The following is a 2,571-nucleotide window of genomic DNA, read 5'->3' as shown; positions in this document are numbered from 1 at the left end:
CCGCGGCGGGGGGAGGCCTCTCATGAGTACGCCGGCGATCGGCACGGCGCCCGCGGCGGTGCTGCGGGCCGCGCTCCAGCTCTACCCGGAGCGGTACCGCCGCGAGCGCGGCGAGGAACTGGCCGAGGTGTTCGCCGACACGACCGCGGCCGGCGGCCGGCTGGCGGTCGCCCGGGAGGTCCTCGGCCTGGCGGTGTACGGGCTGCGGGTGCGGCTCGGACTGACCGGGGCCTCGCCGACCGGGCGGCTGCTGGCGCTGCTCGCGCCGATGCTCGCCGGGGCGGTGGCCGGGGCGGCCTTGGCGGCCTGGCTGACCACGGCGGACCGGGTCGCCAACCGGTTCGCCTGGGACGACTCGTTCGGGACCCGGTTCGCCATGTTCTGCCCGCCGGTGGCCGCCGCGCTGCTGGTGGTGGCGGCCCTCCTGGGCCGGTGGGCGGCGGTGCGGGGCAGCGCGCTGATCCTGGGCGCGTCGGCGCTGTACGAGCTGGGGGGTGCCGTGTGGCACGACCTGGCGGACGCCGCGCTGTACCCCCGCTTCGACCTGTGGTGGAGCGGCTACATCGGGATGGCCACGCTGCCGTTCGTCGGGGCCGCGCTGCTGCTGGTCGCGGCGCCGACCGACCTGCTGCCCCGGCCGACCTGGCGCACGGGCGGCCTGGTGCTGGCCTCGGTGGCGGTGGGCGCACTGCTGGAGGCGGCCCAGAACTGGGACGACACCGACTTCCCGCTGGACCTGGGGTGGGTCGTGGTGATGCTGATCGTGCCGCTGCTGCTGACCCTCGCCGGGCTGCGCGGTCGGATGGCGCCGGCGGCGGTGGGGGCGGCGGTGCTGGTGCTGACCGGTCCCGGCTCCCTGTTCAACATCTGGCGCGAGTCCCGCGGGGTCTCGCACCTGCTCCCGGTGGTGGCGCCGACGGTGGCCGTGCTGCTGCTGGTGGCGGTGGCGGTGCACCGGTTCGGGCGGCGGGAGGCGGTCGGGGCGGTCCAGGAGCCGGCCTGACCGGGAGGAGCGGGGAGGCCGTTTCCGGGTGACCGGAACGGCCTCCTCGGAGTTTCCGGGGGCGGACGGATGTGGCAGGCTGTCGAATATGTCTAGACCAATTTTCGAAGTCATCGCGCTGACGCCCCAGGACGCCCAGGCCGCCGAGTCGGGCGGCGCCGACCGGCTCGAACTGGTCACCGACATGGCCGCCGACGGGCTCACCCCGTCCGTCGAGGACTTCGGCCGGATCCGGGCCGCCGTCGGCATCCCGCTGCGGGTCATGCTGCGGATCCGGGACGGCTTCGCCCCCGGTGACGTGGACGGGCTGTGCGCCCGGGCCGCCGCCCTGCGGGCCGAGGGGGCCGAGGAGTTCGTCCTCGGCTTCCTCGACGCCGACGGCGCCGTCGACCTGGCCGCCACCACGGCCGTCGCCGGGGCGATCGCCGGCTGCCGCTGGACCTTCCACCGGGCGATCGACCACAGCGCCGACCGGGCCGCCCTGCGGGCCGCCGTCGGCGGGCTGCCCGGCCTGGACACCTTCCTCACCTCCGGCGCGGCCGCCGGGGTGGACGCCGGGCGCGAGGTGCTGTCGGCCGAGCTGGCCCGGGCCGGCGAGCCCGGGTACCGGCAGCGGATCCTGATCGGCGGCGGCCTGCGGGCCGAACACCTGAAGGAGCTGCGGGCGGAGGGCTTCGACGCCTTCCACGTCGGCGGCGCGGTGCGGGTCGACGGCTGGCGGACGCCGGTGGACGCGGCCAAGGTCGCCGAGTGGCGGGCGCTGATCGACGCCTGAACGCCCGCGGCGGGCGCCGTACCGCGCGCCCGCGGTGGCCGGCCGCGGGCGGCCACCGGGCGAAAGGGCCGGTCCCCGGACCGGCCCTTTCGCCCGCTACCGCAGCTGCTCCGGCAGCGGCTCGCCGTGCAGCACCGTCAGCCCGGAGACGGCACGGGTCAGCGCCACGTACAGCCGCCGCAGGCCGGTCCGCTCGTCCGGCTCCCCGGCGATCACCGCGGCCGGCTCGTCCAGCACCACGTAGTCGTACTCCAGGCCCTTGGCCAGCGAGGCCGGGACGAGGGTGAGCCGGGCCTCCGCGCTGGTCTCGGCGCCGGGGGAGAGGTGCGGCAGGCCCGCGGCGGTCAGCGCCTCGGCGAGCCGCGGGATGCGGGCGTCGGCGGCGATCAGGCCGGTCGATCCCTCGTGCCCCAGCGCCTTCCGGCAGGCCGCCAGGACCGCCTCCGTGGTGTCCCCGTCGGCGACCCGGCGGATCGTCAGCGAGCCCGGGGCCTCACGGACCGAGGAGGCCGGGGCCAGACCGGGGGCGATCGCCGGGAGCAGCCGGGAGGCGTACGCGATGACCTCCTCCGGCACCCGGAAGCCCTTGGTCAGCTCCTCGATGTGCGCCTCCGGCTTGCCCAGGTGACGCAGCGCCTCCGGCCAACTCGCCGTCGCCCACGGGGTGGTGCCCTGGGCGAGGTCGCCGAGGACGGTCGCCGAGCCGGTGGTGCAGCGCCGGCCCACCGCGCGGTACATGTGTCGGAGGGCTTCAGCACGACGGCGTTGCCCGCGGCGATGGCCGGGGCGAACT

Annotated in this window: 3 protein-coding genes; 2 read left to right on the top strand and 1 reads right to left on the bottom strand. The window is 76.9% G+C overall.

Annotated features, from left to right (window positions below):
- Window positions 1-22: 22 nt before the first annotated feature.
- Together ACIQOV_RS36820 and ACIQOV_RS36815 are read left to right on the top strand one after the other, a co-directional pair.
- Window positions 23-1,003: a hypothetical protein gene (locus ACIQOV_RS36820; RefSeq protein ID WP_401055152.1), complete on the top strand. Its 981-nt coding sequence runs from the start codon at window positions 23-25 to the stop codon at window positions 1,001-1,003.
- 88 nt (window positions 1,004-1,091) lie between these two features.
- A complete protein-coding gene (locus ACIQOV_RS36815) occupies window positions 1,092-1,778 on the top strand; it encodes a copper homeostasis protein CutC (protein WP_380538292.1) in 687 nt (228 codons plus the stop codon).
- A 96-nt stretch (window positions 1,779-1,874) separates the two neighbouring features.
- On the opposite strand, the gene ACIQOV_RS36810 is transcribed toward ACIQOV_RS36815, so the two are convergent.
- Window positions 1,875-2,571: ATP-binding domain-containing protein (locus tag ACIQOV_RS36810; protein ID WP_401055151.1), on the bottom strand; the 697-nt coding region annotated here is incomplete at its 5' end.

This window comes from Kitasatospora sp. NPDC091257, from assembly GCF_044757675.1.
GTDB lineage: Bacteria > Actinomycetota > Actinomycetes > Streptomycetales > Streptomycetaceae > Kitasatospora > Kitasatospora lactacystinica.
The sequence above is the reverse complement of the archived record's forward strand: the minus strand, read 5'-3'. Positions and strand labels throughout refer to the sequence as shown.